The following is a 25,601-nucleotide window of genomic DNA, read 5'->3' as shown; positions in this document are numbered from 1 at the left end:
CGGTAGCCAGTTTTTTTAATTTTTCTTGTTAATTTTGGTTCCGTACACAAAAACGGCACACAGTCCAACGATATCAACAGATACTAAGATTGCACCGGCCCAATCGTGGCCACTTAAAATACAGTATACTCCGGCTAAGACAATTACTAAGCTTAAAAAAGCGCCTATAATTATTCCCCAAAAGCTGTTTCTGTTTTGCGCATCCACAACAGATTTTTCTAAAGATTGTCTGTGTGCAGATTGATTTTCCGCCATTGTGATGATGCGATTAGCTGCATCAGGAACGGCGTCGTTATAACGAATTAACTCTTCGGGATCAGGCAATGGGGCGCTACGATATTGCTGTTGCGCCACTAAAATGCCATTTGTATCGGACGGAATGGAGGGCATTCCGGGAGTAGGCATTTGAACATTGCCTACAGTAGTATTTGGTTTATTTACTAAAGATCTTCTTTTTGCCATATTACTGAACCTGAAGCTTGTGTTTGTTTATTGCGACATTAATATCTGCACCGACCATTTCCCAATCAGAAGCTATTGCGTTAGCATCAGCTTGAGAAGGCGTTGCGTCATAGTTATAGATATTCATTGTAGCACCCATGTCCATGATAGTTGCAACGCCTAACAAAAAGCAAGGTAACGCTCTAAAGAGTCTAAAGGTTTTACTTGCCATAAATAATAGGCCTCCTTTCCTATCAAACGACTTAAAAAGATGAGAGATAATCATTTTGTACATTAAAATATATCACTTTTTTACTTAAAACACAATAAGAATATGTGAAATTTTACGGCCTGCAGCGCTGGCAGGGTACGTAGCCGCTGTTGATGGCTTCGTCGCGTGTTTCGATGTAGACGCGGTTGCTTGGCTTCATCTGGGACACGGAGCTGCAGGAGTCGTGGTGAAATTTGCGGGTGTTTCGATTTCCGACGTAGGCGAGGGCGGTGGAGCAGATCAGGATCAGGACGGCGGTCAGTGCGAGTATGCGTTTCATCGGCGCGGCTCCTTTCGGTTTGGGTTAAAAAAATCAGGGATTATATATTTTCGTCTTTGAAATATTCAGGGAAAGCGCGTTTAATTTGTATTTTTGCCCAACTGCGAATATCTGGATCACTGTCGGTCAATAATTGATTTATCATTTTTAATATTTTAATTCTGTCATCATCCACACTATCTTCGCTTGCAACTAATGCCCTATCAATAGGAAAATCATAAGCAAAAGGGTCTTTTTGGTCACTATAAGGGGTCTTACAACCGGTTAGCAACCAATCATATGAAACATGACAATGCTCAACAACAGATTTCAAATATGATAAACTTGGTTTCTTCCCGCGTTCCACATTTTTTACATACGAAACAGAGATCCCTAAAAGATCAGCTAATTGTTGCTGTTTTAAATTTTGTTTCAAACGGGCTTCTTTTAAACGTTTGCCGATACTGACAAAATCAAAAGACATAATACACCCCACGACCCCAAAAGGAAACTTTTATTATTGACAAGTTTCCTATGGGTGACTTATAATGTTATTGTAATCAGATTTCCTCCCGCCGCAAACCCTTCCAGGTTATGGGATGACTGAACAGGAGAGGCAGGAGCAGAGGAACTTCTGGTTACGTGAAGGCAGTCTGCCGATTTTTTTTAGACCGTGGCAGATTACCTGTAAACCAAAAGAAGGCAAAAAGAAAGAAGGTGGTACGCCAACCATGAAACGAGTTTTACGAAAGATTATCGACAATGCGGTCCCGCTCTGGTACGCAAAGGACAAGGATATGAAGATCCGGTTGTCCAGGGCGGTCGCCATCCATGCGGCACAGTTCCTTAAACTATACTGTGAATGGAAAATCACTGGCGAATGCCGGAGCTGCCCGTTCCTGAAAAGCCCGGAAGGCTACTGCATGCTGCACGTAGCAAAACCGGATGAGTGGGAGCTTCCGGAAAGCGAGACGAACTATGATAAAACGCAAACGTAAATGGCGAAGAGCGCCCAGACAGGTTTTGAGATGTGAATTAGATGATAAAGCATCGTTTAAAACAAAACTTCTTGAAAATTTGCGCAAGCTGCTTCAATCTATTGCCAATACTTTTAGATTAATTGCCAAAGGTTTATCTTATGACCTAATTAAGGCTTTGCAAACGCGACATCACTTTGAATTGAAATTACTAAGAGAGGAGGAGAGACCATGACGTTACGGCACTTTAACCTGTGCGAGTTTGCCTGCCGTTGTTGCGGGCAGCTGCCGCCCGGCGGCATGAACCCGGTTCTCTTGCAGAAGCTGGACGACATGCGCGAGGAGATCGGCATGCCCATCATCGTGACCAGCGGCTACCGTTGCCCGCGCCACAACTATAACGTGGGCGGCGTCAGCAACAGCCAGCACGTGAAAGGGAACGCGGCGGACATCTATTGCCGCGGCCTTACGGTGGACAGGCTGGCGGCCTACTGTGTGAAGCATGGCTTCGACGGTATCGGTCGCTATTACGGGATGCAGTTCGTCCACGTGGATGTACGGGACAACGGCAACAGCCCGAACGAATACCGCTGGGAGGGATAAGCGTGAAAGTTTTGGAAACGTTCATCCTGGCAGGTTTCGTTTTGGGAGTGGCGGCAGCAGCAATTCTGTTAGTCTGTCTGCCGGTGTTCCTCTGCATATACGTTTTTAAATGGTGTTAAGCTAAGAAAGGAGGCCAACCAGATGACAGGCAAGGAGATCCGGGCAGCGCTGCTGTTGAAGAACAAGTACCTGACCGATATTGCCAGGGAAGAAAACGTCAGCAAGCAGTTTGTGAGCAATGTGGTGAACGGCCATAAGCGCAACAGCAAGGTAGAATATGCGGTCTGCCGCGCGTTGGGGAAACCGTACCACAAAGTGTGGGGGCAGGCGGCCACGTGACCGGATGCCACCCACAAGGCTTGATTTGCTGAGAGACATCCGGCAAGAAGTTGAACAGCAGTCAAAGCCTTTAACAGTGTAGGTTTACACGTACACTATTACCTTATTATATCACAAAACTGAGTAAATGTATTTACATTAACTGTTTACATTGTAGCAAGTGAAACCGGAGGTTTCAATGGCAAGAAAATCAAAAAGAATAGACAAAACCGGGGCAGGGATGGCGAACCTGTTCGAGATGGTGGAGGAAGTGACCATCGCCAAAGTAGACCAGCCCAACTACCAGCTGAACACCAAGCCCATGAGCCAGCGTGTCCGGGAAGTGGTCAGCGAGGCGCTGAAACGGATGGACTGCAAGCGCTGGGAAGTGGCGGGCCGCATGAGTGAACTGTGCGGCGTGGAGATTACGGAAAGCATGTTGAATGCCTGGACGGCAGAGTCTAAAGAGAACCACCGCTTTCCGCTGGAACTGGTCCCGGCCTTCTGCCAGGTCACCGGGGACTACACCCTGATCGAGATGACCGCCTTCGCCTGCGGGTGCATGGTGGTACAGAGCAAAGACGCGTTCCTGCTGCGCATGGGACAGATCAGCCAGATGAAGCGGGCGCTGTCCCAGCAGGAAGGGGAACTGCGCCGCCGGTATGAGAAACTGTACGGAGGGAAGTTATGAAACGGATTATATTTGTGGGAAAGATTGAGAAGGGGAAGCTTGTCAAATATAAAGCAGATTTCGGAGAGTTTATAAAGGCACAAATGGAAATGATTCGTCCAAGGAAACCTATGAAGTTTGTTGAAATTGACGTTTCTTTTGGTCCGGAGGTTGGCGCAAATGTCCCCGGCAGCCACAGCTGAGCAATGGCTGAACACGGAGACAATAAAAAACTTAACTGGATTATCATCTGGCGGATTGCATAAGCGTATTGAAAATGGGTTTTATAATGCAATTCGTTATGTTGAAGGTAAGGGTGGCGGCGGCAAGATCGTCCAGATCGCTCTGTCCTGCCTGCCGGAAACGCTGCAGGCGGTGTACCGGGCACAGCAGGCCATCGCGGCTGGCTGTACGGAGACGGAGCAGGCCGCGCCGGAAAGCTATCACAAGGTATCGGAGACGGAGCGCAAGGTCGCCATGGAACGGCTGCGGGTGGTGAAAGCCTGGGAGCTGGAGCAGGAACAGTGGCCCGGCGTGGACAAGCAGGACCTGCTTCCGGCCTTCTGCAAACGGTACGGCATCAGCCGGAGCACCCTGTACAAATGGGAGGCGGACTTCCGGGATAACGGCCTCAACGGGCTGCTCCCGGCAGAGACCCGCTACGGCAAGCGCGGCAGCTACAAGATGGACCCGGAGGCCTATGATTACCTGCTGGCCCTGTACCTGAACAACCGCAAGCGGACGGTGGCCTACTGCTACATGCTGCTGAAAGAGGCGGCCAGGGACAAGGGCTGGCGGATCCCCAGCCTGCGGAGCGTGCAGCGCATCATCAAGGAGCTGCCGGAATCGGTCCGCATGGCGGCGCGGGAGCATGGCAAGACGGTCTATGACAAGTGCCTGCCCTATACAGACCGGGACACCGGCAAGATCCTGAGCAACCAGGTGTGGGTGGGCGACCACTTCCGCTGCGACTTCTTTGTGAAGGACCACGGCAAATGGATCCGGCCCTGGATCACCGCCTGGCTGGATATGCGGAGCCGCCGGTTCATGGGCTGGACGGTATGCAAGACGCCGTCCACCGGCACCATCATCGACAGCTTTGCCCGCATCGCCCTGGACCCGGCTATCGGCCTGCCCCTGGAGATCTACATCGACAACGGGCGCGACTACTGTTCCAAGGAGTTCGCCGGGCGTGGCCACCGGAAAAAGGCGCTCCTCGATGAGCGGGAAGTGAAGACCATGCTGGACAGCCTGGACGTAAAAGTCCATTTCGCCATCCCGGAGAACGGCAGGGCGAAGGTCATCGAACGGGAATTCCGGACGGTGGCGGAAGAGATCTGCAAGGAGTTCCCGACATGGTGCGCCAGCAAACCCGGCGACCGGCCCGAGGATCTGCAGCAGCTGCTGAAGAAGGACCTGCCCTGTATGAACATCACGCTGGAAGAGGCCGCGGACATCATCGGCGACTGGTTCACCCACGTGAAGAACGAAACTGTCAGCAGCGGCAAGGGCCGGAAGGGCGAGACGCCGAATGAGACGTTCAACAAAAACCGGATGCCCCTGCGCATCGCCCCGGCAGACCAGATGCGGGTGCTGCTGATGCGCCACAGCCAGCCGCTGAAAATCCGGAACGCCCAGGTGGTTTTCCGCGGCAGCGCGTATTACCATCAGGAACTGGTGAAACGGTACGGTGAGAAAGTGTACGTGAGATATAACGAAAATGATTTGTCCCGTGTCAGCATTTACGATTTGGATGACTGCTGGCTGTGCGACGCGGTGAAGCCGGAAGCCCTCCCCGGCGTGGGAGCGGACAAGGAAGCGCTGCAGGCCGAACAGCGGCGGAAGGCGAAAGCCAGGAAGATATTGTACAGCGACCCGCGCCTGAAGACGGCGAAGGAGACGAAGGTCTACGACATCGCGGAGATCATCGCGAAGAAGAAAGCGGCGGGGACCACCCTGCAGCCGGAACGCCCGGACGTAATCCTGCCGGTGGCGGTGGGCCAGGTGGAGATGCCGCTCGTGCCGGTGCGCGGGAAAAAGAAGAACAAGTATGACGACGTTTTGAAATACCTGAATAAGAAAGAAGGTTGACGTTATGCAGAAATTGACAGAGGTGGTAAGGGATAAACTGGCCAAATGGATGCAGGCCAAAGGACACAGCCAGGCGAAGGTTGCGAAGAGCCTGGGCATCAGCGCGGCGACGCTGAGCATGTTTTTGAAAGGGACTTATACCGGCGATAATGAGCAGATCGCGGCGGCGGCCTGGAACCTGCTGGAGCTGAACCAGAAGCAGAGCATCGCGGTCCGGACGCCGGACTTCACCATGACGGCCATCGCCAGCGACATCATTACGGTGGCGGATTACGCGCACACGCACCGGGACATCGGCGTGATCTACGGCGATGCCGGGATCGGCAAGACCATGACCATTGAGGAATACGCCAAAAAGAACCCCATGAGCGTCCTGATTACCGCGGACGTGACCAGCACGGTGAAGACCCTGCTGGAAGATATCCTGGCCGGTCTGGGCTGCAAGAGCACTGCGGGGAACCGGAGCCAGGCGAAACGCCAGCTGGTGAAGGAGCTGCGGGACACCAACCGCATGATCATCATCGACGAAGCCCAGCACCTGAAGCTGCCTACGTTGGAAGCGGTACGGGGCATCATCTACGACCTGTGCCACTGCGGCGTGCTGCTGGTGGGCAATGAGAACGTCTACAACAAGATGCTGGGCAAGCAGAAAGCACCGTTCGCCCAGCTGTTCAGCAGGGTGGGGATTTGCCGGGGCTTCGTGCAGCCGCGGTACCAGATTGGCATGGACGACATCCGGCAGGTGTTCTGCCAGGACATCGACCTGCCGGAAGAGTGCCTGCAGTACCTGCACGGGGTAGCCAATAAGGCGGGCGGACTCAGGAGCGCCATCAAGCTGTTCGTCATGAGCTGGGAGATTTCCAACAACTCCGGCGAGGCGATGAACCTGGACATGATCAAAGCGGCGGAAAACTATTTAATCCGCGTTTAACGGGGTTTCGGGAGGTGTTAAATATGGAAGAAAAAAGTATGATCGTCGGCATGGAACTGGATACGGAATACCTGCGGGTCTTTCAGAAGCGGCGCAGGCGGAAGGAGCGCATGGAAGCGGTGCTGGAAGTTGCGCTGAAGCTGGCTGTCATTACGGCAGCAGGTGCGCTGGGGTTTGCGCTGGCGGGGGTGTGAGACCTGTGAAAGATACGGAAGATAAGCAGAAAATCTGTGACGCATTGCTGACAGCATTGCAGGAAACCCATGCGCTGCATGGCCTGAAGTCGCTGGAATACCGGAAAGAGGATCCGGATCACTTCAATTTTGAAACCGTGACAGCTACCTTTAAACACGGCAGACGGATCATCAACGTGGAAATGGATAGCGGCATCGCATTGATTAAAGATGTTTTGAAGGCACTGGCTTTCAGATAAAGGAGGGAAACGAAATGGCAAGGACACGCATTAAGAACGAAATGCTGGCCAGCTGGGAAGCGGTGGACAGCTGCCTGAAGAAGATTGGCGAAATCGACAATAAGCTGAAGAAGATCGAAGCGGACATGAATGATGAGATTACCAGGGCCAAGGCAAAGGCGGACGACAAATCGAAGCTGTACCTGGAAGAAAAGAAGCAGCTGGAGCTGCTGATCAAGGACTACGCGGAAACGAACCGCATGGACCTGGACGGCAAGACGAAGAGCTTGACTTTCGGCAGCCTGGGCTTCCGCAAGTCTACCAGCATCATCGTGAAAAAGGCGAAGGCGGTGCTGGTAGCCCTCAGGGCCTACGGCATGGACGACTGCATCAACGTGAAAGAAACGGTAAATAAGGAGGCGTTGCGGCAGTATTCGGACGATAAAATTGCCGCCGTGGGCTGCGTGAAGAAAGTGGACGATGTATTCTGGTACGAGCCGGACTACGAAAAGCTGGAGCAGTAAGGAGGGTGTATGAGACAGCAGAGACGCCGGAACGACCCGGTGACCCCGAAACAGATTGCCATGCTGCATGTGGCGAAAGCGACGTTGGAGATGGAGGAGGAAGATTACCGGCTGCTGCTGGAATCATACGGCGGCGTGGCCTCCTCCAAAGAGCTGAAGCAGGAAAGTTTCAAGCGAGTGCTGGCCCGGTTCGAGGAGCTGGGCTTTGATCTGCCGAAGAAACCCGTTCCGCTGCGGACCAACAACAACGACGGGACGATGCCGCCTTCTGCCGCCCAGTTGTCTTACATGGACGCCCTGTTCCGCCGGATCGGGATGCCGGAGCTGCAAAAGCAGGAAGCCTTCATCCGCCGGATGCTGAAAAAGCCCGCGCCGGTGATGAAGTACGAAGCCAACAAGGTGATAGAGGCATTGAAGAAGATGGCGGCGCGTGGGTTTAAGGCAGGTGAGCGCAGTGACGGAAGATACGAAAAAGCAGCTGATGCTTGAGGTGAAGCCGGAAGACCTGAAGGACCTGCCGGAACAGTTGCAGGAAGTGCTGCGGCTGACGGGCCTGGAAAATTTTGTGGAGCTGTGCTTTTATATGAGCGGTACCACGCTGTATATTCCCAAGCTGGACCGTATCGTCAGCCCGGCCCGCGACAGGCTGCTGGCCAGGGAGTTCAACGGCGGGAACTATGCGGAGCTGGCGAAAAAGTACGATATCACAGAAAACTGGGTGCGCCAGGTTATCAACCGGGAAAACTGGAAAAAGCGGCAGATGCGGCTGTTCGACCCGGAAGATTACGCTTGAAAAGGAGTTTTCTTAAAGTAGTTTCTTAAAGTGCTTTCTATGTAAACTTAACAGCAGATTTGGGATAATCCTGGTATGGGGCACAGCCACGTACCAGGACTTTTTTTGTAAAGGAGACAGAGTAAGATGCGCAACACGGAAAGCGTGCATATGACGGTGAAGCAGTTTTTGAAAGGGATCATGTGGGAAGCGGAAGGCCCCAGCCTGACCAGGGTGCTGACGGTCTTCGCCGTGTTCCTGTTTACGGTGGTGACCCTGTACCTGGTGTTCGCCGGGCACAGCTGGGAGCATTACGATACCTTCGCCGGCATCGCGGGCGGGGGCGGCCTGCTGGGACAGGTCGGGAACAAGTTTATCAATTCAAAATTTAACAGGTCTCCCAGGGAGACGGAAGGGCGGGATCCGGGATGATGCAGTTTTTCAGTGAAAAGATTCGGAAAATTGCAGCGATCCTGGCCGCGTTCCTCCTGGGCTGCCTTGTGACGTGGGCGTGCTTCCCCCGGATCCGGACGGTGGAGGTCACAAAAACGGAACGGGTGGAAGTGCCTGTGCAGGTGGCGGCAGAAGTACGGCGTGAGAGTGTTGTGAGTTATGTGCCGAAGGAAAGCGAGCCCGGGACCGGACAGAAGGAAGATACGGACGTGGACATCAAAACCGGGACGCCCGCCATCCGTGTGAAGGTAAATGACAAGAAGTATGATTTTTCCCCGCTGCCGGACGAAAAATACAAATTCGAGCGGGGAAAACTACTGGTGGAACAGACGTCCGGGGTGGACCTGAACCTGAAGATCCCTGTCCAGACGGTAGACAAGACGAAGCGCAACGCCATCGGCTACGGCTACAACAGCCGCCATGAAGAGGAACTGACCCTGCGCCACCGGTTTGGTGACCGGTGGGGCGTGTATGTGCGGGGCGAGGGCGATGTTTTCAAGCATGTGACCGGTCACGGCAAGGGGCTGCGGTCCTGTGGCGCGGGCGTAGAATTCTATTTTTGACGGGGTGCAGCCATGAACCATGACATGATCTTTTCCATCGGGGCCGGGGCCATCCTGGGGATCATCGGCTATTTTTTGAAAGACATCCGGTCCAGTATCCGGGAACAGCAGAAAAGCAACCAGGAAGAAATTAAAGTACTGCGGGCCGACCTGGAAGAACTCCGGGCGGAACTTCCGGAAAAGTTTGTGCTCCGGGATGACTATATCCGCACGCTGAGCAATTTGGAAAATAAAATAGAGCGCAATTTTGACGCAGTGAATAAAAAGCTGGACAAAATTTTCGAGACAAAGACTGAGGTGAAATGATGGAATTTGTGAACGCGGAAGCCAAAGAGATCCGGGGCGAGATCGTCAAGATCCTGAAGAGGAACTATCCGTACCAGACCGGCGACAAGCTGATCACGGATATCTTGCTGGATATGCAGTACGGGGTCAGCCCGGCGGTGATCAGCGGCTACCTGACTTATATGGAAGAAAAAGGGTACGTGCAGATTGAGAAGGTGGAGGCCTATGGCGTGCAGCGGCTGCTGGTGAAGCTGACGCCTAAGGGCATCGACCTGACGGAAGGAAACATCCCGGCGGATCCGGGCGTGAAGATCCATGACTAACCGGCGGACGCATCCCAAGATCGCGGACCTTCCGGACGATCTGCGGGAACAGATCCATAAAAAGATTACGGAAGGGTACACCTACCAGGAGATCAGCGAGTGGATCACCAGCGCCGGGCATCCCATCAGCAAAAGCGCGGTAGGAAGCTACGGAAAAAATTACCTGACAAAGCTGGAAAAATTGCGGCTGGCCAGGGAGCAGGCCCGTACCATCGTGGAAGAGGGTGGGGACAAACCGGCCACCGAGCTGATCGAAGCAGCCAGCAGCCTTACGCAGCAGCTGATCCTGGAACATCTGGTGGAAAACCAGATAGACCTGGAAAGCGTACGACCCGATCGGCTGATCCAGGCGCTATCCATGCTGGAAAAGAGCACGGTAGCCCGCGAGAAGCTGAAGCTGGAGAGCCGGAGAAAGGCGGAAACGGCGGTGAAGAACATCGAAGATGTGGCCGCCAGCAAGGGCATCGACCCGGAGACACTCCGGAAGATAAAGGAAGAAATCTATGGCATCTTACAGTAAAGCGCCGGTGCAGCTGCTGCCATACCAGCAGGAATGGATCAACGACAAGAGCCGGTTCAAGATCTGCAACAAGGGACGGCAGACGGGCTTTTCCTTCTGCAGCAGTTTGGAAGCGGTGCTGGACGCGGTGGAACATAAGACCAAGTGGGTCATCCTGAGCGCCGGGGAACGGCAGAGCAAGGAATTCATGGAAAAGGTGAAGATGCACGCCAGGGCGATCGGCCTGGCGGCAGAGGTGCTGGAATCCACCTTCACCATGAACGACCGGGACTACAAGCTGCTGGAGGTTTCCTTCCCGAATGGCAGCCGGATCATCGGCCTGCCTGCCAATCCGGACACGGCCCGCGGTTTTTCCGCCAATACGATCCTGGACGAATTCGCGTTCCACCAGGACAGCCGGGCCATTTGGAAAGCGCTTTTCCCGACCATCACCCGCGGGTATTCGATCCGGGTGATCTCCACCCCTAACGGGAAGAGCGGCAAGTTCTATGAGCTGTGGAACAACCAGGCCTGGTCCCACCATGAGGTGAGCATCTTCCGGGCGAAGGAAGAGGGGCTGGACGTAAACATTGAAGAGCTGCGGGAAGGCTGCGATTCGGAAGAGGATTTTGAACAGGAATTCAACTGCGCGTTCCTGGACGAAGCCAATGCCATGCTGACCTATGAAGATATCGCGGCCTGCGAATCGGACGGGGCCACGGTGGAACTTCCGAAAAAGTTTTCTACTATTAACAATTTGTACCTGGGCATGGACATCGGGCGGAAAAAAGACCGCAGCATGATCTGGATCTATGAAGAGGTCGGGGATGTGTTCTGGACCCGGATGGTGCTGGAACTGAAAAAGATGAAGTTTTCCCAGCAGCGGAAGGTTTTGTACGAATACCTGCCCATGGTCCGCCGGGCGTGCATCGACGCCACCGGGATCGGGGCGCAGCTGGCGGAAGAGGCGAAGGAAAAGTTCGGCAGCAGGGTGGAGGAAGTGACCTTCACCAACAGCACGAAAGAAGACCTGGCGCTGTGGCAGAAGCAGTGCTTTGAGGATAGGAAGGTGCGGGTACCGGCGGACCGGAAGGTCCGGAGCGACCTGCACGCGGTGAAAAAGCTGACCACCAGCGCAGGGAACACGCGGTACGACGCCAGCCGTGACGAACTGGGCCACGCGGACCGGTTCTGGGCATCCGCACTGGGATTGCACGCAGGGCGGCACGATTTTGCAGGGCCGGTGAAATACGAATCCGTCAGCAAGAAACGGGTAAGCCGGTACGGGGAGGGATACTGATATGACGATCTTGGGGCCGGACGGCAGGCCGTATGTGGTGAAAAAGAACAAACCGGAGCGCCGGGAGTTCGCCCCGGTCATGATCTATGACCGGTACAGCAGCTATCCGTCCAACAACCTTTCGCCGGTGAAGCTGGCCCGGATCTTCCGGGAAAGCGATACCGGGGACATCTACCGGCTGATGGAATTGTTTGAGGAACTGGAAGGAAAGGACACCCACCTGTTCAGCCAGTTCCAGACAAGGAAGAACGCCGTCATCGGCGTGGAGTGGGAGATCATGGCGGCCAGCCAGGAGAAGAAAGACCTGGAGGTGGCCGAATTTGTGGAAGACGTCCTGTACGGGCGTCTGGATATGGAAGACATCATGCTGGACCTTCTGGACGCGTTGGAAAAAGGGTTCAGCGTCATGGAGATCCTGTGGAACGTGGAAGACGGGCGCGCCTATCCTGACCTGGTGTGGCGTGAGCCGAAGAAATTCCGGTTCGGAGATTACCAGGAGCTGCGGCTCCTGAACGAAGACGACATGGCAGCGGGGATCCTGCTGCCGCCCAACAAGTTCGTGGTGCACCGGTACAAGGCCCGCAGCGGCAGGCCCAACCGGGCGGGGATCATGTGGGTGGTATCCTGGATGACCCTCTTCAAGAACTACACCGTGAAGGACTGGCTGGCGTTTTCGGAAGTGTACGGCATGCCGATCCGGCTGGGCAAGTATGACACCTCTGCTTCCGAGGAAGACAAGGAAGCCCTGATGCGGGCCATCCTTTCCATGGGGAGCGACGCGGCGGGCGTCATCAACAAGGAGACGGAAGTGGAGTTCGTGGAAGCCACCCGCGGCGAGGGCGAGCTGTACGAAAACCTGGCAAAGTTCTGCAATGCGGAAATATCCAAGGCGATCCTGGGACAAACGCTGACCACGGAAGTGGGTGCAGGCGGTGGCAGCCGGGCGCTGGGCGAGACCCAGAACGAAGTTCGCCGGGATCTGATGGTCTCCGACGCAAAGAACCTGGCAAAGACTCTGAACCGCGACCTGATCCGTCCGCTGGTGCTGTTTAATTTCGGGGCGGACGTGCCCTGCCCGAAACTGAAGTTCAAGACGGAAGAACCGGAAGACACGAAGCAGGCAGTGGGCACGCTGAAAGAGCTGGTGTCCATGGGGCTGCCGGTGAGCCGGAGCTATGTGTACGAACGGTTCGGGATCCCGATCCCCCAGGACGGGGAGGAAATCCTGGAACCGAAAGGGGACGGCTTTGGCGGGCTGCCGTTCAAAAGCGGCGCGGTGCTGCAGGTGAACAACGCCGGAAAAAAAGCCCAGGCAGTGATCGATGAATTCGTTGACGGGTTGGTCGCTGCCGGAGCGGAAGCGCACGCGGATGATTTCAAAAAGGTGACCCAGGCGATCCGGAAGGCCGAAAGCCTGAAAGACCTGCGGGACCGGCTGCTGAAAACATTCCGGACCGTCAACAAGCGGCAGATGGAAAAGCTGCTGCAGAAGCTTCTCATGAGCGCCGAGGTGTTCGGCATGGAAAGCGTGCTGGTCCAGGGGACGCAGACGGAGATGCTGAAGCCGCTGGAGTTTCTGGAGGCGGAAGATTACCTGAAGAAAAAACGGCTGGTGACGCCGGAAGAGTTCAAGCAGATCAAAGAGCGGCTCCGGACACTGGCCTTCACCGTGAGCAAGGTGACCAACATGGGGCACCTGCAGGCGATCCTGGACGAACTGCACGATGCCGTGAAGAACGGCAACACGCTGCAGGAGTTCAAGGAGCAGCTGACGGAAAAGCTGGAGGCCAAAGGCTGGGAAGGGAAGCTTCCCCAGAAGATCGACCTGGTCTTCCGGCAAAACGTACAGACAGCCTACCAGGTGGGACGCTATGTACAGATGACAACGGAAGCCGCCGTGGAGATGCGGCCCTACTGGATGTATGACGCGGTGGACGACGACCGGACCCGCCCATTGCACAAGAAGATGGACGGCGTTGTCCGCCGGTACGACGATGAATTCTGGGACCAGTGGTACCCGCCCAACGGGTTCGGCTGCCGGTGCGGGGTGATCAGCCTGTCGGAATCGGCGGTGAAGCGCCGGGGGCTGACCATCGGGGAAGGGTTAGTGGAAGCGACGGTGGACAGGACTACCGGGGAACGCACGTACTGGCAGCCGGATGAAGGCTTCCGGACGAACCCGGCTACCACGGACTTCAAGCCCGATTTGAGCAAATATGACCCGGATGTCCGGGACGCGGTGGAAGCCGCTTACCGGGATCCCCTGTAATTTGCCTGTAAGGCGCTTGCAACTGTCAGGGACGGGGAAACCCCTGCCCTGTGGATTTAAAACAAAATTGAACGCGATTAAACGGCTTTTAAACGCATTTAGGAAAGGACGGTAAACACACATGGGCGACGGAAATGTAAAACTGCCGGGCGTGCTGATAATCCGGAACACGTTGAACGGGACCGGGCCGCCGGGCCGGATCCAGATCCTGCCGCCGGGCGGGAAAGTAAAAAGCGCACACGGTGACTTCGTGTTCGACGACAAAGCGGCGCAGGAGCTGGTGGAAAAGTTCAACCAGCGGAAGAACGACCTGGTGATTGACTATGAGCACCAGACCCTGACTGGCGCGGAAGCCCCGGCAGCCGGATGGATCAAGGCGCTGTCCTATGACCCGGTTCAGGGACTGTGGGCGGACGTAGACTGGACGCCCAGGGGCGCGGAGTATGTAAAAAATAAAGAATATCGCTATCTTTCCCCGGTGCTCCGGGTGCGGAAGAGCGACAACCGGGCGATAGAGCTGCACAGCGCGGCCCTGACCAACGACCCGGCCATTGATGGGATGGTACCCATCGCCAACAAGGCGGGAAATAAAAATAAGGAGGACGACATGAACGAATTTTTAAAGAAACTGGCAAAAGCGCTGGGCCTGGCCGATGATGCTACGGAAGACGCAGTGCTGGAAAAATGCACGGCCCTGATGAAACCGGTGACGGTGGTGGCGCACAAGGATGTGCTGACCCTGCTGGGCGCGGCGGACGATGCCTCACTGGATGACGTGAAGGGCAAGATCATGGCCCTGAAGAACCCGGCGGGCTTCGTGAAAGCGGAAGATTATGAAGCGCTGAAAAAGCAGCTGGCGGACAAAGAGACCACCGACCTGGTGGAACTGGCCCTGAAGGACGGGAAGATCACCCCGGCCCAGAAAGAATGGGCGATGGAATACGCCCGTACCGCGCCGGAAAGTTTCAAACAGTTTGTCGCTATGACGGCGAAGGGCGCAGCGGTTCCGGCAGGGGAGCTGGCAGGCGGCAAACCGGAAAAACCGGCGGCAGAAGATGATATGGAACTGCAGGTCAACAAGGCGCTGGGCCTGAGTGCAGAAGATGTGAAGAAATACGGAAAGGCGGGTAAATAATGGAAAACAAAAAGACATACCGCACTGGAAAATATCTGGTGCTGCCGGTGGCGAAAAATACCACGATCGAAGCGGGCCACATGGTGGCGGTGAATGCGTCCGGGTGCGCAGTGCAGGCATCCAAGGCGGAAAACCTGAAAGTAGCGGGTCTGGCAGAAGAAAGCGTGACCACCGGTCCGCTGGAAACCGGTGAAATTACGGTGCGGCGCGGCTGCTTCCTGCTGGCGAACGCGGAAGACGACCTGCTGGAACAGCCGGATATCCTGGGCGACTGCTATGTAGTGGACAGCGAAACGGTAGGCAAGACTGCGGAAGGGTCTTCTAAAGCAGGCCGGGTGCTGGGCTTTGAAGACGGTTGTGTATGGGTTGAAATGGGAGGTATTTACGAATGATCATCAACAGCAAGGCTTTAACGGCCATTCAGGAAAGCTTCAACACGCTGTTCAACAAGGGCGTGGGATTGGCGCAGCCGGTATGGGAAAAGTTCGCCATGAAGGTGCCCAGCTCTTCCAAGTATGAAAATTATGCCTGGCTGGGCGCGATGCCGAAAATGAAGAAGTGGATCGGCGAACGCGCCGTGAAACAGCTGGCGGCCAACGGCTACACCCTGAAGAACGAAAGCTACGAAGACACGGTGGAAGTGGACAGGGACGACATTGAAGATGATGCTTACGGCGTATATGCCCCGCTGGTACAGGGCATGGGGCAGGCAGCCACTCTGTGGCCGGAAGAGCTGGTCTTTGAATGCCTGAAAGATGGATTCGAGAAAAACTGCTATGACGGGAAGGCATTCTTCGATGAAGAACATCCGGTAGGTAAAAAGAAAAAAGTCAGCAATAAGACTACGGCTAAATTGAGCCTGGAAAGCTACAAAGAAGGCCGTACCACCATTATGAGCGTGTGCGATGACGAAGGCAAGCCTCTGGGACTTGTGCCGAACCTGCTGATCATTTCCCCGGCACTGGAAGAGACTGCACGCCGGATCCTGAAAAGCGAACTGATTGCAGTAAAACAGGCAGACGGCTCTTACATTACGGAATCCAACCCGTACAAGGACACGGCGGAACTGCTGGTTTCCCCGCGTCTGGCTGATAAGCCGGACTACTGGTTCCTGCTGGATGTCAGCAAAGCGGTCAAACCGTTTGTATTCCAGGAACGCCGTAAACCGGAATTTGTGGCGCACACCAACCCGGATAACGACAAGGTATTCATGGAGAAGAAATTCGTCTATGGCGTAGACGCCCGCGGCAATGCAGGCTATACCCTGTGGCAGCTGGCCTACGGCAGCACCGGAACGGGCGCATGATGTACTGCACGGTAGATGACCTGCAGAAGCAGGTCAACCAGGATGTGCTGGAACGGGTCGCCGGTGACGAAGATGGGAACCTGCTGCCGGACGTGATCGACTACGGGATTGAACAGGCATCGGCTGAGATCGACGCCTACTGCAGCCGGTACTCGCTTCCCTTTGCGACCGTCCCTGAAGTCCTGAAAAAATACTGCGTGGACATGGCGCTGTTCCACATCTTCAGCCGCCAGGGTTTCCGGTTCACAGAAGAATCCGAGGATTATATCATCTACCTGCGGTATAAGATGGCCATTGACTTCCTGAAGCAGGTGGCTTCCGGCAAGGTGGATCTTCCGGTCTCTTCCGGAAACAGCACCGCTGGCGGGTATGGCGAAGGCGTGGAAGGCACGGGGAACCTGCGGATCCGCTCCAATGAACGGCTATTCAGCAGGGAAAAGATGAAGGGGTACTGATATGGCGCAGCTGACAGGGGACTGGGAAAAATTCCGGAAATGCCTGCACAAGCTGGCGAACATCGACTACCGTAAGCTGCATGAGCAGGCCGGGGAAGCGATGATTGCCAACACGCAGCAGCGGTTCCGGGACGGGAAGGATCCGGACGGGAAAAGCTGGAAGAAAAGCCAGAAGCGCGGCCAGACGTTGGTAGATACCCGGCGGCTGCGCAACTCCATCACTAAGAAGGTGCATACCGACCACGTGGAAGTAGGGACAAACGTTCGCTATGCGGCTATCCACCAGTACGGCGGAACCATTAAGCCGAAGCGGAAGAAATGGCTGCGTTTCAAGGTCGGGAACCGCTGGGCCATGAAAAAGAAAGTGAAAATCCCGGCTCGCCCGTTCATCGGGATCGGCGAGGATGATGTCGCGGATATTCAAGAAATTTGTGAAAAGACGATTGAAGAGGCCTTGAAATGATCAGCTACGACGTGAAGAAATACCTGGAACGGCTGCTGCAGGAAGTTGGCGCAAAAAAGGTGCTGACAAGCGCCAGGGATGCTAATGTGGCAAAACCGTCGGAATGGGCCAGCGTGACCTTTCCGGAAGAGGACCGGTACGAACACCGTAATGAAAAATTTACGTACACAGATTCGGAAACGGAGCGCACCTGGACAAAACGGAAAGCCATCGTGACGGCTACCGTTTTAGTAAAGATTACGGCAGCCACGCCGGAACGCAGCCAGCAACTGGCAGACGAATTCCTGGCGCAGGTTCCCAGATACATTCCTGACAGCCAAGGGTTTGCCATCAAGCTGTCCCTGGACCAGAGCGTGACACAGGATGAAGACAACGAGGTGGCAGACAAGAACCTGGTACAGATCGGGCTGGTCGCCGTGGGCGGCGTCTGGATCCGGAAAGTGGTTCCGCTGATCCAGCAGGTTGTGCCCGAAGGCAAGTTTGTAAAACAAGGAGAGTTAGACGATGAATGAAGATATGAAAGAATTGCTGACGATTGAAGAACACGCCCAGAATGAAAAAACACCGGATTATGTGTTCGCAGCGCTGAAAGTACGGAACCGGTGGGCCACCGGCAAGGCGATGACACGGGAAGAGTATGTGGCGGCGGTGGACAGGCTGCTGCATGGCTCCATGAAAGGAGAGTAACAAGATGACAGCAAATAGATTGCCTGACGCGTATCTCAGTATTACTGATTTTGGCCTGGTCATCCTGCCGGGCGGGTCCGCCGGGATCACTGCGAAAGTGGGCGTATCGTCCAAGGGCAGGGTGAACCAAATAGCCATGTTGACGGATTCCGACCAGATTGTTGAGACATTCGGTTCCGGCATTTTGGTAGACAGCCTGGGCGACAGCTTTTCCGGCGGCAGCAAACAGGTTTATGCAGTGCGGGCTGCCGGTGATATTGACGGGACGGTGGGAGCGGTTGTTAAGGCCGCTGCCAGCGAAAGCGACACCGGGACCGTGACGGTTACCGGCAAGCCGCTGGATGCCTACAACGTGAAAGCGGAAATTGTATCCGGCGGCGAGAAGAACGAAGCGACCTTCCGGTATGCGCTGGATGGCGGCTCCAATTACAGCGGAGTAATCACGGTCCCGGCTTCCGGTACGTATGCGCTGGAAGATACTGGCCTGAGCCTGTCCTTTACCGGAACTTATGTTGCGGGTACGGTATTTACGTTTGCCACGACCGCGCCGCAAGCCAGCATGGCCAGCATCATTGCAGCGGTGAAGGTGCTGCTGGATTCTGCGCTGGCCTTTGAATGCGTCCATGTATGCGGGGAAAGCGACCAGGCGTTGTGGACCGCCATGGATGTGCTGATGCAGCAGGCGGAGTCAGATTTCCGTTACAGTTATTGTTGTTGTGACGCGCCGTACATGAACGCCGGTGAAACGGTGGACGAATGGGTACAGCGGATTATTGCCATGCGGGCCAATTTTGCCAGCACCCGTGTACAGGTTCACGCAGCTTTCGGTACAGTGACCGACATGCTGACAGGTAAACAGGCCGTCCGGAACCTGGGCGGTATTATCCGCGGATATGTCTGCGGCCTGAAGCGGCAACAGTCTCCCGGCGCTGTGGAACTGGGCAGCTTGCCCGGCGTGGTGAACATCCAGCCGGAAGGGCTGAATAATGCGCACGTCCTGGCGCTGGATAACGCAGGCTTCACCACTGTCCGGAAATTTATCGGGATGAACGGGACCTACGTGACCAATGGCCGCATGATGGCAGAAAATGGCAGTGATTATGAACAGGAAGAAAACCGGCGCGTCATGGATCATTCCTGCGAGCTGGTACGTTCCCAGGCGCTGAAAAAAGTAAAAGCAGAAGCAACGGAAGACGGGCAGAAGGTGCTGGAAGCATTCTTGTCACATGCGCTGGCCGTACAGATTGGCGACAAGGAGATCGTTTCCGGTACGGTTGTGATTCCAGAAGGGCAGGATGTGTACGCAACATCCCGGCTGCGCGTCAAGATCCGCATCGTTCCGGTGCCAATCATGCGGGAAATTGAGATTGATATCGGCCTGGAAAACCCGTTCTTACTGGCGGCATGATGGAGGGAAAATAAATGATCAACGGAATCAAGTATGACTGGGAAAGCCTGACCGTCGCCATGGATCATGGCATCCTGGTGGGCATCCAGTCCATCAACTATGAAGATGAACATGAGACGGAAGCCATCTATGGCAAAGGCAGCACGCCCATCGGGTATGGCCGGGGCAACCGGAAAGGATCCGGGAAGTTGACGATTGAAAGGGAAGAGTACGAGCTGATGCAGTCCGCAGCTGGCGGAAGTATCTACAAGATGAAGCCCTTCCCGATCATCCTTAACTATGCGAACGAAGGGAAGCCGACTATCGTGGATACGTTGGAGCAGTGTATCTGGACGAAACGCAGCAATTCCCACGAACAGGGGGACAGCGGCACGAAGATTGAACTGGACTTTACGATCCTGGGTGGCATCAAATTGAACGGCGTAGAACAGTGGTAAAGGGGGATTAAACGATGGATGAAGTTATGAAAGATGAAGTACTGAACGAAGTGACGGACGAAATGATCCGGGACTGGAAGACCTGTTTCGGAAAAGTGTACAAGCTTGCTGCCGATGAAGAAGACATGACGCTTGAGGTGTACATTAAGAAACCGACCAGGGCGGCAATCTCAAGGTTCCAGTCCGGCGTTTCCAAAAAGTCGGTTAGCGCAGCGGCCCAGCAGTTTGTTTTTGACCTGCTGCTGTATCCGTCGCAGGATACCCTGGTGAAGATCTTCGAAGACAAGCCCGGCCTGCCCACGGCGTTAGCCGGGGAAATCGGTGACCTTGTTGGTATTACCGCAAATTTTACCACGACCGAATTGTAGAAGAACGGCAGGCGCAAAAAGAAAACCCTCTGGCGATTGCCAGAGGGTTGATCATCCGGGAGTTGGGTTTGAGACCGCAGGAAGTGGACGCCATGGATGATGAAGAATTCATCCGGTGTGCTGCCACTGCCAGCCTGTTAGTCGAGATTGAAAGGGAGCAGATTAATTCTGTTGTTCAGAAGAATGTCGGTTCCATCCTCTTTTGAAACCTGCGACACCTGCTTTATAAAGTTCGGGTATTTCCATAATCAATTCAATTATGGTTTTTAAAATTTCAAAAAGTAGAGGGATGCCGTAAAAGATACAGGCATACAGAACGCCGATGACAGCACCAAAAACGAAGGCTACTGAGCATATGCCGACCATAAATTCCATGTATCGCACCTCCTGTTTTTCCAAATTCTTTTTAATTATTATATCGCAAAGAAAGGTTTATTGCAATGGCTAAAGAGTATGAAGTAGGCGTCGAGTTTTCTGCTAAGGATAACGCCTCAGAAAAAATCAAAAAAATTCAAGACACCTTTATGAAATGCGAAAAGATAATTGAAAAAGGGCAGAAGATGCAGGCGTTTGGCCAGAGGTTGGGGCTTACCTCTGCAGTGATCGGCAGCGCGGCCGTATCGGCAAATAATTTCATCAGCAGCATGAAAGAGCCGTATATGGAAGTGGAAGAGTCCCTGCTGGCCCTTTCCACGGTTACCACGACCACCATGGGCGGCATGGACAAGTCCATGGAGATGACAAAGCAGAAAGCGATTGCCTGGTCCAAGGCGCACCGGGAAAGCGCGAACCAGTACATCCAGACGGCCTACCAGATGGCGTCTGCCGGTCTGAACGATGTGCAGGCGATTGCGGCCACGGAGACGGCTATGCGGACGGCCCGGGCCACCATGGGCGATTCGGCGGATGCGGCGGCGCTGATTGCGGTAGCCTATAACAATATGGGCGATAAAACCAAGGATGCGGCCAGCGAGATTGGAAAGTTTGGCGACGTAATTTCCAAGACCCAGCAGCTGTTCCAGATCAAGAATCTGAACCAGCTGTCGGAAGGTTTGAAGAATGCAGTTCCTTCAGCACTTCAGTTCGGTCAGAGTTTTGAAGAACTCAATGTAGCGATTGGCGTATTGAATAATGCCGGTGTCACAGGTAGCGTGGCTGGTACAGCATATGCAGCGGCTATGCGACAAATGAATAAAGCCAGCAAAGATTTGGGCATAACATTAGCGCGTAACTCACAGGGCGGCATTGATTTTATAGGGACGCTGGAAAATATTAATCAAAAATACGGCGATTTTAAAAGCATGGCACCGGAAGTTCAGGAAAAATTCAAGCAGGCTTTCGGTGACGAAGGGCTGCGAACCATTTCCCTGCTGGCCAGCAAGACGGCAGACATGAGAGAAAAGTTGAAAGCAGTCCAGAACTCCAAGGGTACCGCCGAAACATCGCAAAAGACGCTGGAAAGCAGCGAAGCGGCAAAACTGGAAATTGCTGCGAACCGGCTGCAGGCCATTAAAATCAATTTTGCGGAACGCCTGATGAAGTCCGATGCGGTTATAAAAGAAATTATCCCGAAAATGGGACAGTTGGTGGAAAAAATTGCCGATATGGCAGCCGGTTTTATGAATGCACATCCGGAAATAGCTGCCACGATTGCTGTGCTGTTGGTGGGCGGAGCTGCCGTAATGACATTGGCTGCGCCGTTTCTGATGGTGAGCGCTGCAGTTGTCTCATTTGCTGGGACGTGTGTTAGCGGATTTGGTAGAGCCTTTAAAGCAGTGCAAGAGTTTCGGCTTTATGTTGCCGATGGTGGATTGAGAAATAGCTTTAATCGAATAACTGATACTGCTGGAAACGCTTTGAATCGGACTAAAGACTATTTTGTCCGAGCCGGTAATGCAGCCAAGGATTTCGGGAAAAAAGTAGCGGATGCCGGAAGAGCAGCATGGGATCACCTGACGAATGCGGCAAAAGCGGCAAGGGATCTGGCGGTGGACATGCTGAAGGCGGCAAAAAATTCTGCCGTACAGTTAGCGGATAACCTGAAGAAAGCAGCCGGTGCGGCCAAAGATTTCGGCCTTAAGATTTGGGAAGCCGGGAAAAAGGCAGCTATTGCAGCGGCGACCGGATTAAAAAGCGCTGCAAAAGGCGTCATGGCTTTTGCAAAGCAGGCATGGAGCGCGGCAGCTACTGCGCTGCCGAAATTGATTGCCGCTACCTGGCAATGGACGGTGGCCCTTCTGACAAACCCGGTCACCTGGATCGTGCTGGCCATCGTGGCGGCGGTCGCTCTGCTGATCTATTACTGGGACGACCTGAAGGCAGCCGGTATCGCAGCATGGAATTACCTGTCGGAAGCGGCGGGGAATGCGTGGAATTCTTTCAACGGAATTATCGACGGAATGATTGCGTCTGCGGTGCAGTTTGGTCAAAGCCTTTGGAATACATTTGCAGAAACATTTCCGGGCCTGGCCAGTTTTATTGACAGTATGCAATCTACCTTTGAAACATCCGGTGCGGCGTTATGGGATGCGTTTTGTAACGGGATCCGTTCCGTTTTGTCCAAACCGGCGGAACTGGTACAGGAAGGACTGCAGATGGTCCGTAACCTGTTGCCGTTCTCTGACGCGAAGGAAGGTCCGCTCTCCCAGCTGACCAGAAGCGGGCGCGCCGTGTTGTCAACCATCGCGGAAGGCGTGCCGGGAAGTTATGGGAAATTGCAGGCTGCGGTAGCGACGGGGTTTGAAGGGATTGACCTGTCTCCAGAACTGCCGGTTAAACCTGATTGGGGCCTGGACGGCGTACCTTCTATCCCGGACGTAATGATGGAACCGGCTCTCAATATGGACGCATTGCAATCCATAATGCCGGTACAGCTGGATGCTGGCCAAGGCCTTGCTGAGCTGCCTTCTGTCCCGAAGGTACCGATGGAAGCGTACTGGTATATTGACCCGCTGGCAAAGATGCCGGATATGACGCAACGGGGAATGGCCCCAACGGAGGTACGGGGCGCTGATTTCATGCCGGAAAAACCGGATTGGGATATGCAGGACCTGCTGGCAAAGGTGCCGGATATGGCGCAATGGGGAATGGTTCCGGCGTGGATGCAGGGAACGGATTTTATGCCGGAAAAACCGGACTGGAATATGCAGGATCCTTTGGAACTGATCCAGCCGCGACGTGAACAACAGCCGCAGCAGGCGGTGCAGATCCAAAAGGAAGGCCGGAAGATTATCATCTACGGCGATATCCATATCCAGGCCCAGCAGATGAACAACGCCACAGATTTCCTGGAAGCGTTGCGGGTGATCGCGGACTCGGAGGGTGACGGCGATGCGGATTGAACTGGTAGATGAAGACAACATGATCAAGCTGGATGATACACTGCTGCCCGGCATCGTCCAGGGCGTAGAGGTGGAACAGAAGGTCAAGTACGATGAAAAGCAGGTCTCCGGAAGCTCGGGGAAAAAGAAACAGGTTCAGGGGTTTGAGGATTCCGTAGTACGGGTGACGGTAATCTTGCAGAATGATGAAGAGACTGAGCCCTATGACCGGTTAGAGCAGCTGGTGGCGTTGTTCCGTTCCATGGACAAGGAAGCGAAACCGCAAATCTACCAGATTACCAACCGGCTGTGCGCGGCTTATGGTATCGGGAAGGTCTTGTTCGAGGGCGTCCGGGTAAAAGACGACAACAAGTGGGATTACCTGGTGGCGGAACTGGATTTTGTGGAATGGGAACCGGCGGTCGTAAAAGTAGAAGAGCGGGCAGTGCGCGGCAAGATTAAAGACCGTGGCGATGCAAATGCGGCGGTGAAAGAACAGCTGACAAAGTTCCAGCTGGCGGACCAGTCCCTGGATAAGCTTTCGACCCCGTCAGTGGAAACGGCGAAAGTGGAGATGCCGGCATCACCGGCAGTGGATGACGATGGAATTTAGGCACTTGCAGTTCCTGGTCTATATCGGAGATTACCAGGTCAATAAAATCAACAAGATGACAGTTACGTCCAGCTGCCAGAACCCCATAGACCTGGCGACGATAGAAATTCCCTGTGAGAATGTGGAAGTGGACGCGATTGTCAAGGATCTGCCGGTAAAGATTTATATGGGGTATTACGACACCGGTATATGGCTGGTGTTCAGCGGGTTGGTGAAAGATGTTTCCTGGGGGCGCAGCATCGTGATCCGGTGCAAGGACCTGATGGAAGTGCTGCGCAGCACGAAGATTGTGCAGGCTTTCACGGATGCAGAACCTGCGGTGATCATGAAGTTTATGCTGCAAAAAGCCGGGGTGCCTGACTTCCTGATCAGCAGGCAGTCACAACCGGTGAAACATAATTTTATCCTGTCGAACCAGAGCGTGATACAGGCGCAGCGGCTATTGAACAAGGCGTGGGATTTGGACTGGATGTTTTTCCGGGAACCGGAAGGGAAAGTGGTTTGGCAGCCGGTGGAAGAGACCAGCCGGTATGATGGCGGGGAACCGATGCTGCTGCTGGAATACGGAAGGAATATCCTGGACCTGAAACCGGCGGAAGAAACTGCCGGTACTGTGACAACATTCCTGCTTCCGTTCCTGCGCCCGCTGAATGTGATACGGATCCGGGATGTCCGGTACTGGGCCAGCGATATGCTGGCGCTGATTACAAAGGTGGAATACATCTACGAAAACGGCGCAGCAGAAATGAGGATGGAATGGAAAACACGGGAGAGTTAAAAGAACTGTTAAGCAAAATCGTCCGGGCTATATTTCCGGAACTCAATAACGGGTACCAGTATCCAATCCGCGCAAAAGTGGTGAAGGTCCATGAAGGCGGTGGGACGGTTTCCGATTACGATAAACGCTACTCGGTGGACGTGCAGCCGCTGGCACGGGACGGGACGGAAGATAAAACGAAACCGGTCATCCCGGATGTGGCCATCCCGGTGCTGTGGGCCGGTCCGGATCGCGGGCTGTTCTGCCTGCCGAAAGTCGGGGCTGTCGTCCGGGTCGGGTTCTATTACTGGGACGCGGCGCTGCCTTATGTGGATGCCGTGTTGGGCGACGGGTACAATGTTCCGGCCCATCCGCTGGACAGCCTGGTTCTGCAACAAAGCAACGGGGTGAAGGTTGTGATGAAGCCGAACGGGAATGTGGAAATAGAATCTTCTCCCAGCAAGATCACGCTGACAAGCTCCGGGATTTCCGTGGAATCGCCCACGATTGCCATGAAGGCACAGCACATCGGCATCAACGGCGGGGCAATGTCTGTAGACGGGGAAGGCAATATACAGTTATGCGGCGGTGGACCTGCTATTGCGCGGGTAGGAGATGCGATTGAATGCCCTCATGGTACGGGAAGGATTACCGGCGGAAGCCGTAAGGCGACTTGCGGATAGGGAGGCAA

Annotated in this window: 38 protein-coding genes; 33 read left to right on the top strand and 5 right to left on the bottom strand. The window is 54.4% G+C overall.

The annotated features are described in order from the left end of the window. Positions 1-15: 15 nt before the first annotated feature. From QZV31_RS05900 to QZV31_RS05885, 4 genes are all read right to left on the bottom strand, one after another. Entirely contained in the window at positions 16-462 is a 447-nt protein-coding gene (locus tag QZV31_RS05900; RefSeq protein WP_295359007.1) for a DUF2335 domain-containing protein, read from the bottom strand. 1 nt (position 463) lies between these two features. Beyond that, positions 464-673: a hypothetical protein gene (locus tag QZV31_RS05895; RefSeq protein ID WP_295359005.1), complete on the bottom strand. Its 210-nt coding sequence runs from the start codon at positions 671-673 to the stop codon at positions 464-466. A gap of 112 nt (positions 674-785) precedes the next feature. Continuing rightward, positions 786-992, bottom strand: coding sequence for an Ada metal-binding domain-containing protein (locus tag QZV31_RS05890; RefSeq protein ID WP_295359003.1), 207 nt, complete (start codon positions 990-992; stop codon positions 786-788). A 40-nt stretch (positions 993-1,032) separates the two neighbouring features. After that, on the bottom strand, positions 1,033-1,455 hold the full coding sequence (locus tag QZV31_RS05885) for a helix-turn-helix transcriptional regulator (RefSeq protein ID WP_295359001.1): 423 nt from the start codon (positions 1,453-1,455) through the stop codon (positions 1,033-1,035). 247 nt (positions 1,456-1,702) lie between these two features. Here QZV31_RS05885 and QZV31_RS05880 point away from each other — a divergent pair, with 247 nt between their 5' ends. The 29 genes from QZV31_RS05880 to QZV31_RS05740 all read left to right on the top strand — a co-directional run bounded on the left by QZV31_RS05880 (position 1,703) and on the right by QZV31_RS05740 (position 20,220). Beyond that, on the top strand, positions 1,703-1,969 hold the full coding sequence (locus QZV31_RS05880) for a hypothetical protein (RefSeq protein WP_295358998.1): 267 nt from the start codon (positions 1,703-1,705) through the stop codon (positions 1,967-1,969). A gap of 210 nt (positions 1,970-2,179) precedes the next feature. Beyond that, complete coding sequence (locus QZV31_RS05875) at positions 2,180-2,551, top strand: D-Ala-D-Ala carboxypeptidase family metallohydrolase (protein WP_295358997.1); 372 nt, start codon at positions 2,180-2,182, stop codon at positions 2,549-2,551. Positions 2,552-2,692: 141 nt separating this feature from the next. Further along, positions 2,693-2,890: a helix-turn-helix domain-containing protein gene (locus QZV31_RS05870; protein WP_295358995.1), complete on the top strand. Its 198-nt coding sequence runs from the start codon at positions 2,693-2,695 to the stop codon at positions 2,888-2,890. Positions 2,891-3,068: 178 nt separating this feature from the next. Next, the gene (locus QZV31_RS05865) at positions 3,069-3,560 is read left to right on the top strand and encodes a hypothetical protein (protein WP_295358993.1); all 492 of its coding nucleotides are present in this window, start codon (positions 3,069-3,071) and stop codon (positions 3,558-3,560) included. Continuing rightward, a complete protein-coding gene (locus QZV31_RS05860; RefSeq protein WP_295358992.1) occupies positions 3,557-3,742 on the top strand; it encodes a hypothetical protein in 186 nt (61 codons plus the stop codon). Before QZV31_RS05865 ends, QZV31_RS05860 begins: the two co-directional genes overlap by 4 nt. 55 nt (positions 3,743-3,797) lie before the next feature. Further along, on the top strand, positions 3,798-5,630 hold the full coding sequence (locus QZV31_RS05855; RefSeq protein WP_295358990.1) for a DNA-binding domain-containing protein: 1,833 nt from the start codon (positions 3,798-3,800) through the stop codon (positions 5,628-5,630). A gap of 4 nt (positions 5,631-5,634) precedes the next feature. After that, positions 5,635-6,561, top strand: coding sequence for an AAA family ATPase (locus tag QZV31_RS05850; RefSeq protein ID WP_295358988.1), 927 nt, complete (start codon positions 5,635-5,637; stop codon positions 6,559-6,561). Positions 6,562-6,584: 23 nt separating this feature from the next. Continuing rightward, on the top strand, positions 6,585-6,755 hold the full coding sequence (locus QZV31_RS05845) for a hypothetical protein (RefSeq protein WP_295358986.1): 171 nt from the start codon (positions 6,585-6,587) through the stop codon (positions 6,753-6,755). 5 nt (positions 6,756-6,760) lie between these two features. Continuing rightward, positions 6,761-6,994 (top strand): hypothetical protein, encoded by a 234-nt coding sequence (locus tag QZV31_RS05840; RefSeq protein ID WP_295358985.1) that lies wholly within the window; start codon positions 6,761-6,763, stop codon positions 6,992-6,994. A 14-nt stretch (positions 6,995-7,008) separates the two neighbouring features. After that, the gene (locus tag QZV31_RS05835) at positions 7,009-7,497 is read left to right on the top strand and encodes a host-nuclease inhibitor Gam family protein (RefSeq protein WP_295358983.1); all 489 of its coding nucleotides are present in this window, start codon (positions 7,009-7,011) and stop codon (positions 7,495-7,497) included. Between the two features lie 9 nt (positions 7,498-7,506). Then, positions 7,507-7,986 carry a regulatory protein GemA gene (locus tag QZV31_RS05830; protein WP_295358981.1) on the top strand — a complete coding sequence of 160 codons (480 nt, stop codon included), beginning with the start codon at positions 7,507-7,509 and terminating at the stop codon, positions 7,984-7,986. Next, the gene (locus QZV31_RS05825) at positions 7,952-8,290 is read left to right on the top strand and encodes a Mor transcription activator family protein (RefSeq protein WP_295358979.1); all 339 of its coding nucleotides are present in this window, start codon (positions 7,952-7,954) and stop codon (positions 8,288-8,290) included. The genes QZV31_RS05830 and QZV31_RS05825 overlap by 35 nt, the downstream gene beginning before the upstream one ends. A 126-nt stretch (positions 8,291-8,416) precedes the next feature. Next, a complete protein-coding gene (locus QZV31_RS05820; RefSeq protein WP_295358977.1) occupies positions 8,417-8,701 on the top strand; it encodes a hypothetical protein in 285 nt (94 codons plus the stop codon). Further along, entirely contained in the window at positions 8,698-9,285 is a 588-nt protein-coding gene (locus QZV31_RS05815; protein WP_295358975.1) for a hypothetical protein, read from the top strand. Before QZV31_RS05820 ends, QZV31_RS05815 begins: the two co-directional genes overlap by 4 nt. 12 nt (positions 9,286-9,297) lie before the next feature. Further along, the gene (locus QZV31_RS05810) at positions 9,298-9,591 is read left to right on the top strand and encodes a hypothetical protein (RefSeq protein WP_295358974.1); all 294 of its coding nucleotides are present in this window, start codon (positions 9,298-9,300) and stop codon (positions 9,589-9,591) included. Next, a complete protein-coding gene (locus QZV31_RS05805) occupies positions 9,588-9,893 on the top strand; it encodes a hypothetical protein (protein ID WP_295358973.1) in 306 nt (101 codons plus the stop codon). The genes QZV31_RS05810 and QZV31_RS05805 overlap by 4 nt, the downstream gene beginning before the upstream one ends. Then, on the top strand, positions 9,886-10,413 hold the full coding sequence (locus QZV31_RS05800; protein ID WP_295358971.1) for a phage protein Gp27 family protein: 528 nt from the start codon (positions 9,886-9,888) through the stop codon (positions 10,411-10,413). Before QZV31_RS05805 ends, QZV31_RS05800 begins: the two co-directional genes overlap by 8 nt. Beyond that, the gene (locus QZV31_RS05795; protein WP_295358969.1) at positions 10,397-11,692 is read left to right on the top strand and encodes a terminase family protein; all 1,296 of its coding nucleotides are present in this window, start codon (positions 10,397-10,399) and stop codon (positions 11,690-11,692) included. Before QZV31_RS05800 ends, QZV31_RS05795 begins: the two co-directional genes overlap by 17 nt. 1 nt (position 11,693) lies before the next feature. Then, the gene (locus QZV31_RS05790) at positions 11,694-13,961 is read left to right on the top strand and encodes a DUF935 family protein (protein ID WP_295358967.1); all 2,268 of its coding nucleotides are present in this window, start codon (positions 11,694-11,696) and stop codon (positions 13,959-13,961) included. A gap of 121 nt (positions 13,962-14,082) precedes the next feature. Continuing rightward, positions 14,083-15,096 (top strand): phage protease, encoded by a 1,014-nt coding sequence (locus QZV31_RS05785; protein ID WP_295358965.1) that lies wholly within the window; start codon positions 14,083-14,085, stop codon positions 15,094-15,096. Then, positions 15,096-15,488 carry a hypothetical protein gene (locus QZV31_RS05780; protein WP_295358963.1) on the top strand — a complete coding sequence of 131 codons (393 nt, stop codon included), beginning with the start codon at positions 15,096-15,098 and terminating at the stop codon, positions 15,486-15,488. Before QZV31_RS05785 ends, QZV31_RS05780 begins: the two co-directional genes overlap by 1 nt. Next, a complete protein-coding gene (locus QZV31_RS05775) occupies positions 15,485-16,402 on the top strand; it encodes a Mu-like prophage major head subunit gpT family protein (RefSeq protein ID WP_295358961.1) in 918 nt (305 codons plus the stop codon). Before QZV31_RS05780 ends, QZV31_RS05775 begins: the two co-directional genes overlap by 4 nt. Beyond that, positions 16,363-16,857: a DUF1320 domain-containing protein gene (locus tag QZV31_RS05770; protein ID WP_295358960.1), complete on the top strand. Its 495-nt coding sequence runs from the start codon at positions 16,363-16,365 to the stop codon at positions 16,855-16,857. The genes QZV31_RS05775 and QZV31_RS05770 overlap by 40 nt, the downstream gene beginning before the upstream one ends. A gap of 1 nt (position 16,858) precedes the next feature. Next, a complete protein-coding gene (locus tag QZV31_RS05765) occupies positions 16,859-17,320 on the top strand; it encodes a phage virion morphogenesis protein (RefSeq protein ID WP_295358958.1) in 462 nt (153 codons plus the stop codon). Continuing rightward, positions 17,317-17,832: a hypothetical protein gene (locus QZV31_RS05760; RefSeq protein WP_295358956.1), complete on the top strand. Its 516-nt coding sequence runs from the start codon at positions 17,317-17,319 to the stop codon at positions 17,830-17,832. The genes QZV31_RS05765 and QZV31_RS05760 overlap by 4 nt, the downstream gene beginning before the upstream one ends. Further along, entirely contained in the window at positions 17,825-18,007 is a 183-nt protein-coding gene (locus QZV31_RS05755) for a hypothetical protein (protein ID WP_295358954.1), read from the top strand. Before QZV31_RS05760 ends, QZV31_RS05755 begins: the two co-directional genes overlap by 8 nt. A 4-nt stretch (positions 18,008-18,011) precedes the next feature. Beyond that, positions 18,012-19,415 (top strand): DUF2586 family protein, encoded by a 1,404-nt coding sequence (locus tag QZV31_RS05750; RefSeq protein ID WP_295358952.1) that lies wholly within the window; start codon positions 18,012-18,014, stop codon positions 19,413-19,415. A gap of 14 nt (positions 19,416-19,429) precedes the next feature. Then, positions 19,430-19,852: a hypothetical protein gene (locus QZV31_RS05745; protein WP_295358950.1), complete on the top strand. Its 423-nt coding sequence runs from the start codon at positions 19,430-19,432 to the stop codon at positions 19,850-19,852. Positions 19,853-19,866: 14 nt separating this feature from the next. Then, a complete protein-coding gene (locus QZV31_RS05740; RefSeq protein ID WP_295358948.1) occupies positions 19,867-20,220 on the top strand; it encodes a hypothetical protein in 354 nt (117 codons plus the stop codon). Positions 20,221-20,382: 162 nt separating this feature from the next. Here QZV31_RS05740 and QZV31_RS05735 read toward each other — a convergent pair whose 3' ends face one another. Then, positions 20,383-20,595: a hypothetical protein gene (locus QZV31_RS05735; protein ID WP_295358946.1), complete on the bottom strand. Its 213-nt coding sequence runs from the start codon at positions 20,593-20,595 to the stop codon at positions 20,383-20,385. 65 nt (positions 20,596-20,660) lie between these two features. Between QZV31_RS05735 and QZV31_RS05730 the strand changes: the two genes are divergently transcribed. Genes QZV31_RS05730 through QZV31_RS05715 form a run of 4 tightly spaced genes read left to right on the top strand, consistent with a single transcriptional unit; the run spans position 20,661 to position 25,593 of the window. Further along, the gene (locus tag QZV31_RS05730; protein ID WP_295358944.1) at positions 20,661-23,561 is read left to right on the top strand and encodes a phage tail tape measure protein; all 2,901 of its coding nucleotides are present in this window, start codon (positions 20,661-20,663) and stop codon (positions 23,559-23,561) included. Continuing rightward, entirely contained in the window at positions 23,551-24,153 is a 603-nt protein-coding gene (locus QZV31_RS05725; RefSeq protein ID WP_295358942.1) for a hypothetical protein, read from the top strand. Before QZV31_RS05730 ends, QZV31_RS05725 begins: the two co-directional genes overlap by 11 nt. After that, positions 24,143-24,931 carry a hypothetical protein gene (locus QZV31_RS05720; RefSeq protein WP_295358940.1) on the top strand — a complete coding sequence of 263 codons (789 nt, stop codon included), beginning with the start codon at positions 24,143-24,145 and terminating at the stop codon, positions 24,929-24,931. The genes QZV31_RS05725 and QZV31_RS05720 overlap by 11 nt, the downstream gene beginning before the upstream one ends. Beyond that, positions 24,910-25,593 (top strand): hypothetical protein, encoded by a 684-nt coding sequence (locus QZV31_RS05715; RefSeq protein WP_295358938.1) that lies wholly within the window; start codon positions 24,910-24,912, stop codon positions 25,591-25,593. Before QZV31_RS05720 ends, QZV31_RS05715 begins: the two co-directional genes overlap by 22 nt. Positions 25,594-25,601 lie beyond the last annotated feature (8 nt).

Source organism: uncultured Succiniclasticum sp. (assembly GCF_902793885.1).
Taxonomy (GTDB): domain Bacteria; phylum Bacillota; class Negativicutes; order Acidaminococcales; family Acidaminococcaceae; genus Succiniclasticum.
The sequence above is the reverse complement of the archived record's forward strand: the minus strand, read 5'-3'. Positions and strand labels throughout refer to the sequence as shown.